The following is a 2,461-nucleotide window of genomic DNA, read 5'->3' as shown; positions in this document are numbered from 1 at the left end:
GCCGGCAGCAAGCCGTGTTGTGCGGCGACGCGGAACAGCGCCTCCGGGGCATGCAGCGGGCTGTTAGACGGCCCGCGCGACAGCGCCTCGTAAGCCATCACCCGCCCTTCGACCAGGTCGAGCACGGGCTGCAGCAGGGTGACCAGCCGTGCGTTTTTCAGGATGTGTCAAGTTGAAGGCGCATTTCTTCGTGGCTCATATAGGGGGCTCAGGAATGGGATGGCAGACCTTCGGACGATAGGTGGGAAGTATTACGTGTGTGTGACGGAGCCCAGAAACGTCGCGAGGGGCAACTGCCATGGAAGATCAGGACCGTCCGCTGGATAAAGTCGCGAAGGAAAATTGTTACACTTTGGCTATGTCACTGTTAGTTGTTGAAGTCATGTCTTGTCCCTTCTGATGAGGCGCCTATCCTTCGGCCTCCCCGCAGGGGTCTGCTGTTGTAGGAGGCCCGCCCCGGGCCGATGCCGTGGCGGTTGCGACGGTGCGCAATCGGGGCGAGGGCGCCCCTCCCACAGCGCTGGCCAACACCAACAAATAACGATGAAAGAGCCTACACTTTCGTCATAACGCTGTTGCACTTCAGACTTGAATCCGCCCCGTAGATTACACTGTTTGATTGTAGGCGCCCTGCGAGGGGCGTTCAGGAAAGCGAATGACAGACCAATCACCCATAACTGTAGCGCCTCTGCTGAAAGACGCTGAAGATGCTGGCTACATGCGTGCTGCGCTGGAACTGGCCTGCCAGGGCTGGGACGCGGGCGAGGTGCCGGTGGGGGCGCTGGTGGTGTGTGGCGGCGAGATCGTCGGGCGCGGGTTCAACCAACCGATTTCCAGCCACGACCCCACGGCGCATGCCGAGGTGATGGCGCTGCGCGATGCGGCGGCGCGGGTCGGCAATTACCGGCTGGTGGGCTGCACGCTGTATGTGACGATGGAGCCGTGCGTGATGTGCGCGGGGGCGATCCTGCATGCGCGGGTGGCGCGGGTGGTGTATGGTGCCAAGGAGTACAAGACCGGCGCGCACGGCAGCATCATCGACGTGTTTGCCGAGCCGCGCCTCAACTACCATTGCGAGATCGCCGGCGGGGTGCTGGCGTCCGAATGCGCGGCGATGATCTCGGGCTTTTTCGAGGCGCGCCGGCAGCAGAAGAAGGAGCCGGTGCAATGAGCGACTTGTACATCGAGGTGGACATGCGCCTGCAGCAGCTGTATCTGTGGGAGCCGGTTCCCGATGGCGATATTTTGCTGCGGCAGTATGCGGTTTCCACTGCGACCAACGGGGCAGGGGAGCAGAACGGCAGCTATGGCACCCCGCGCGGGCGGCACCGCATTGCGGAGAAGATCGGCGCGGGCGCGCCGCTGTGTGCGGCGTTCAAGGCGCGCGAACTGACCGGCGAAATCTGGACGCCTGAACTGGATGCCGAGAACCCGGGGCGCGACTGGATCCTGACGCGCATTCTGTGGCTGGACGGGCTGGAGCCGGACAAAAACAAGGGCGGCACGGTGGATACCCACAACCGCTATATCTACATCCACGGCACCCACGAGGAACACAAAGTCGGCACGCCGGCGTCGCACGGCTGCATCCGCATGAAGAACGCGGAGGTGGCGGAGCTGTTCGATCTGGTGAAGGTGGGGACGGAGGTCCGGATTTCGTAGGGATTAGCCTTCGACAGGCCTGTCCTGAACGCGTCAAGGGACTCAGGGCGAAGCGGCCTGCGTGGCCGCTCGTGGCGAGTCAGGCGGCTGGCGCCGCAATATGGCTTCGATGAAGCTTGGTGCGTAAGGCGCCTGCGCGTTGCAGATGGCTTTTAACGTCTTTGCATGGCCGGCCGCGGAGCAGAGTTGGTGTCCTTGTGGCGGAAGTTGATGCGACCTTTGGTGAGGTCGTAGGGCGACATTTCGATGGTGACCTTGTCGCCGGCCAGGATGCGGATGCGGTGCTTGCGCATTTTGCCGGATGCGTAGGCGGTTATTTCGAAGCCGTTGTCCAGGGTGACGCGAAAGCGGGTTTGCGGCAGCACTTCGCTGACGACGCCTTCCATTTCTACAAGTTCTTCTTTTGCCATGTTTTGATTCCTCATGATGCTTGGCCGATGGCGCGACGAAGCCGTGCACCGGCGTGGGGGTGTGCGAAAGTCTCAGTGGGAACTGCGGCAGCCGCGCCGGGGTTGCGCGGCGCGGCTGCTAATGAGGAGCGCCGACAAGATGCCCGCCAGGGGCCGGAGGGACAAACCAAAAGACTAATGCATTTGACAGTATGGGGGGGATGGCCTGTCTTGGCAAGGAAGAGCATTGTCCAATGGGGTTTGAGTCTGAGCGAGGGGTGTGAATCCAACGGGGTTTGAGTCTGAGCAGGTGGCCGGGATCGATCAATATGCGGAGCATGGTGATCGGTATGAACGACGAACAATTGAAGACCTTGGCGGATTTGCAAGGATTTCTGGAAGGCACCGTG

Annotated in this window: 3 protein-coding genes; 2 read left to right on the top strand and 1 reads right to left on the bottom strand. The window is 61.7% G+C overall.

Annotation, left to right across the window (positions count from 1 at the left end):
• Positions 1 to 655 precede the first annotated feature (655 nt).
• Positions 656 to 1,171 carry a tRNA adenosine(34) deaminase TadA gene (gene tadA, locus ABW22_RS13895; protein ID WP_082708872.1) on the top strand — a complete coding sequence of 172 codons (516 nt, stop codon included), beginning with the start codon at positions 656 to 658 and terminating at the stop codon, positions 1,169 to 1,171.
• Positions 1,168 to 1,662, top strand: a complete 495-nt coding sequence (locus ABW22_RS13890) for a L,D-transpeptidase (protein ID WP_059757968.1) — start codon at positions 1,168 to 1,170, stop codon at positions 1,660 to 1,662. Before tadA ends, ABW22_RS13890 begins: the two co-directional genes overlap by 4 nt.
• Before the next feature lie 152 nt (positions 1,663 to 1,814).
• On the opposite strand, the gene infA is transcribed toward ABW22_RS13890, so the two are convergent.
• On the bottom strand, positions 1,815 to 2,072 hold the full coding sequence (gene infA, locus ABW22_RS13885) for a translation initiation factor IF-1 (protein ID WP_059757964.1): 258 nt from the start codon (positions 2,070 to 2,072) through the stop codon (positions 1,815 to 1,817).
• Positions 2,073 to 2,461 lie beyond the last annotated feature (389 nt).

Origin of the sequence: Thiobacillus denitrificans (assembly GCF_001530125.1) — a bacterium.
Lineage (GTDB): Bacteria > Pseudomonadota > Gammaproteobacteria > Burkholderiales > Thiobacillaceae > Thiobacillus > Thiobacillus denitrificans_C.
Note: the sequence above shows the minus strand (reverse complement) of the source record. Positions and strands in the feature narration are given on the sequence as shown.